The 3,828-nt window shown below is 60.0% G+C and carries 5 protein-coding genes; 2 read left to right on the top strand and 3 right to left on the bottom strand.

The window, feature by feature from the left end:
* Positions 1-94 precede the first annotated feature (94 nt).
* Entirely contained in the window at positions 95-301 is a 207-nt protein-coding gene (locus tag H536_RS0122110) for a hypothetical protein (protein ID WP_060577031.1), read from the top strand.
* 56 nt (positions 302-357) lie between these two features.
* Here the strand turns inward: H536_RS0122110 and H536_RS24730 are convergent, their stop codons facing one another.
* Genes H536_RS24730 through H536_RS25305 form a run of 3 tightly spaced genes read right to left on the bottom strand, consistent with a single transcriptional unit; the run spans position 358 to position 3,366 of the window.
* The gene (locus H536_RS24730) at positions 358-1,212 is read right to left on the bottom strand and encodes a hypothetical protein (protein WP_155898613.1); all 855 of its coding nucleotides are present in this window, start codon (positions 1,210-1,212) and stop codon (positions 358-360) included.
* The gene (locus tag H536_RS0122095) at positions 1,205-3,076 is read right to left on the bottom strand and encodes a TniQ family protein (protein ID WP_081652039.1); all 1,872 of its coding nucleotides are present in this window, start codon (positions 3,074-3,076) and stop codon (positions 1,205-1,207) included. The genes H536_RS24730 and H536_RS0122095 overlap by 8 nt, the downstream gene beginning before the upstream one ends.
* Positions 3,073-3,366, bottom strand: a complete 294-nt coding sequence (locus tag H536_RS25305) for a hypothetical protein (protein WP_024352473.1) — start codon at positions 3,364-3,366, stop codon at positions 3,073-3,075. Before H536_RS25305 ends, H536_RS0122095 begins: the two co-directional genes overlap by 4 nt.
* Before the next feature lie 15 nt (positions 3,367-3,381).
* Between H536_RS25305 and H536_RS25300 the strand changes: the two genes are divergently transcribed.
* On the top strand, positions 3,382-3,756 hold the full coding sequence (locus H536_RS25300; RefSeq protein WP_024352472.1) for a hypothetical protein: 375 nt from the start codon (positions 3,382-3,384) through the stop codon (positions 3,754-3,756).
* The last annotated feature ends 72 nt before the right edge of the window (positions 3,757-3,828 follow it).

The raw sequence follows: 3,828 nt of genomic DNA, 5'->3' as shown, positions 1-3,828 counted from the left end.
TCGTAGCATGACATGGCAACACTCCCGAAAGGTCTGGAAACCAAGCCGATCCTACATCGGCTAGGGGGTGTTGCACCTCGCGCTGGAACTCAGGATGGGGTTGACGCACCTCGCTTTGGTGGAGAAGGCGAAGCGTATCGGCGGCAAGGACATCGACAAGGTCCTGGGCGAGTATGAGGCCGATCTGCGGGTCGATCTTCAAGGGCTGGAAGACCCCGACTTCCTCTCGGCGCATCGGGAAGCCGTGGCACCGTTGATGGCACTGGCGAGGAGGTCGGGGTTCACGGGGCGATGGCCGTAACGGGCATCTTCCGCAATCGCTTATTCAATTGGCCTGAGGAACAAGAAGTTCATCACTCAGCGTTTATTGCGATTTTTTCTTTTCGGCGCTTGCGACCCTACGGCCCCACCAGATACTGAAGCTGTTGTTTGTTGTGGTGTTAAGACTGAGCCGATGGGCCAAACAGCGTCTGACTTATTGCTCGCACAACGGAATTCTTTAATGTCTCTTTTAAGATCGGGTGAGCAAGATTCGTGAACTGATTCACGCTTCGTATCCCCCCAAAGCTCTGGCCTAGCGACGAATTTCGCCTTCCCTTCTGCATGCCTTTCAGAGAAAATTGGCCTTATAGCACTGCCGGATAAATGTTTCGCGCCTAACTTCCACCTAGTATCCCACGATAGTATCACGTCTGAACGACGATGTTTTTTGTCCAGATAATGATAGTGCCACCCAAAATTATGGTTTTCTCTGTCGAGGAAATCTTTTCCGCCAGGCAGTTCGATCAAAAATGCAACGACAATTGGGGGAACGTTGCGATATAAGGCTGAGATTTTTCTAGGTATTAAGTAGCCAAGATGTATATCTCTAGGATATTCTTCATTTAGGTAGGTTGAAAAACTCCAGTTTTGAAGATCAATTAAATCATATATATCATGAAATCTCCATTCGCTTCTTTTTAACGAAAATTCCAGTTGTCCGATAATCCGGTTTGCCTCGATTTCCGCATGATCGTCAATTTCACAATTAAATATTTTGAACTCGTCGTCGTTGTCGCCGTCGTCTGAGTTTTCTTTAGGAAATCTATCGTGCCTAGGCGGCGCCAATTCGATTAGCTTTTCGGCGATGAGCCGATTTTGACGCCAATGATCGCTGCCGTGCTCTTCCATAGCTGCACCAATACACCAGATCGGACCAACAAATTTATGCACAGTGTGCCTGATTCTCGGAGAGTGTCCCAGAGCGGCCGTTTCGCAAGCGAGGATATATGCTAACCCCGACGAAGCCGGGGTCAAAGGCTGCTTCAATATTCAGTTCCGTTTGCGTCCTCTTAGTTCTCAGCAACCGCTCTCCACGCTCTGCCGCCAGCGCCTTCAGCGTGATGTACTTCGCCTGAAACGCCGCGATGTCCTCCGGCCGCGTGACCCGCACCGGACACCGGTTCACTGGATCGATCGCTTCGAACGACGGCAGAGCACCGATCTCCATAAGCTTCGCGACCACCTCGGGCGAAACGCCCATGATCCGCGCTGCCTTGTAGGCCGCCAGACCGCCGTGATCTTCGCCGCGCAGATGCCCGCAGATCTCAGCGAGGTCGAGCAACAGGGCGCCGTAGTCCCGCCGGCCGGCGACGCGCCCCTTCCACGCGAGATTGCCGGACAAAGCGAGGTCGAGGACGTCCGTGACGCTCGAGCATGTCCGCTTGCACGCCTGGTTCAGGTCGACCATGCCGTCGCCGGCCACCTCGAAGTCGACGGAGCCGACAAAGAGCCGGTCCATGAAATCGTCGGCAGCCGCCCGCGTGTACCGAAACTCGCCCAGCCCCGAGGCTTCATCCGGTCCGTATAGCGGCTCGATGTAAGTGGGGATGACCTTGAGAGCGTGAACACGCGACAGACCGAGATGCTTGGCGAGGCCGTTCCGGCTGAACGTCTCGGCGTAGGGCGGGATCGCCGCCTCGAACGCTCCGCGCTCGAAAACGACCCGCTCGTCCATCAGCCCGTCTGTCTCCGACCCGATCAGCCCGAAATGCATGAGGACCTTGCGGAGAGTTACCGGATGCCAGCCGAACTCTCTCGACGCAGCCCGGATCGAGAGGAGCCGATTGTCGACCTGCCGGCCTACCGTGAAGCCCGTCTGGAACCGCGGCATGCGCTCCGCGACGAACTCGGCAATGATCTCGCGTACCGAATCGACTTCCGGACCCGCTTCTCGCGGAATGAAGGAGTCGTGCAGTCGGCCGAGCATCGGGCGAAGCCCCCAGTTCGCGTCCGGGTCGGCAAGCGTGTCGTCGAGCAGCCGTCCGAGCGTCCGGCGCAGACCGTCGGCGCCGTCCTGCATGACGGCGAAGCCTTCGGCGAGCGCCAGGCATGCGTTCTCCGGCGGCAGACTCCGGCGGACGGCGGCAGGACCATCGACGACGACGGATCCGACGATATCGAGGAGGCGTTCGGCCGCCTGGAACGGAAGCGCATCGAGGAACGGCACATCGCCCCGCAGCCCGAGACCGAGCCGGCCGGCCAGATATAGCTCTCCGTCGTTCCGCGCCCGATGCCTTGCCCGGCAGGCGTCGGCGAGGATGGCTTCCAGGTTCTTCTCTACGCACCACGCGAACTCGATCCCGCCGATCGTCGTCGCCGGCTCGTATTCGCGCAGTGGCGTCTCGTGGACGGCACAGGTCCGCAAGGCCTCGATCGCCCAGCCGAAGCGCCCGTGCGTTCGAAGAGGTTCGGAACCACGCCCTGTCGCCACGTCCTCGGCTGCGCAGACTGGGCAGATCACGAAACGCCGGCGGACGAGGTTGTGCTTGCCGAGGCGCTCTCCGCACACCCGGTAGACCGCGCCGTCGCGTTCGAGGACGTTCGCGACGGACGGCCCGGTCGTTCCGGACAGGCTACCCAGAAGACGCAGCGCTTCCGGCCGGCCGTTCGCGACGTCGAAGACGCGGGTGCCCCAGCGGATGAGCATATGCTCGATCGACGACGCGCCGTTCGCCCAAGCAAGGCGTGAGGCGTAGCTCCACGGGGTTTCGTCGTGGCGGGGTCGCGGTCGGCGTGGAAGGAGCCCGGGCGTCATTCCGCCGCGATCCTGTTCGGGGTCGCCGCCGCCGTCCTGCTCTTCTTCCTCGTCTTCCGGCCGTTCGCGTAGAACGCGTCTTCGTCCTCGGCGACGAACCGGCGCGCCGCGTCGTCGTCCGGCCAGACCGACATATCGGGCCAATCGGAAACAAGGAAAACGTTGCTCTCGTCGGGGCAGAGAGTCAGAAGCCTGATCGCCTCGGCGAAGTGGCCGGGTTCGAGTACCTCGTCCCTGAGAAGCAGCGCCTCGTTTGCCGCGAGCGTCGCGACGATGCCGAAGCGTCCCAACTGGTTCGTCGATGCATGGGCGAGCCGGTCGAGGAAGTCCGGGTGGTTCCGGGTCCGATCTTCGAGACCGGCGGCCGCCGCTATCTCGCCCACGAATTCCGTCAGCTTCACCCGGTCACGTTCGATGTCGAGGCGCGGGATCTCGAAGAAGCGGTCGCGTCGCGTGATCTGGGTATTTGCGAAGTGGCCGGCGATGAAGTCGCGGATTTCCGGAAGGCCGGACAGGACCAGCGAGATCGGATGATCGTTCTGCTGGGAGACGTTCTTCAGCGTGTCGACGACCTCCTCGGCGTCCTCAGGCTCCGCTTCCGCAACGTGCTGGAATTCGTCGATATGGATGATCAGCGTCCCGGACTCGGCGAGGAGGTGTCAAACGGCCTTCAAAATTGACCCCCGATCGGCGTCCAAAATTGGGTCTGACTCATATCTGATGCAGTTGAGGAGCGGACTGGCGATTCATGA

Origin of the sequence: Aurantimonas coralicida DSM 14790 (genome assembly GCF_000421645.1) — a bacterium.
GTDB lineage: Bacteria > Pseudomonadota > Alphaproteobacteria > Rhizobiales > Rhizobiaceae > Aurantimonas > Aurantimonas coralicida.
This window is presented reverse-complemented; position numbering and strand designations above follow the sequence as displayed.

Excerpts from the sequence above, each read along its gene's own strand:
- H536_RS0122110 (WP_060577031.1), top strand. The coding sequence starts at position 95 with ATGGGGTTGACGCACCTCGCTTTGGTGGAGAAGGCGAAGCGTATCGGC.
- H536_RS0122095 (WP_081652039.1), bottom strand. The coding sequence starts at position 3,076 with ATGACGCCCGGGCTCCTTCCACGCCGACCGCGACCCCGCCACGACGAA.
- H536_RS25300 (WP_024352472.1), top strand. The coding sequence starts at position 3,382 with ATGGGCGAGCCGGTCGAGGAAGTCCGGGTGGTTCCGGGTCCGATCTTC.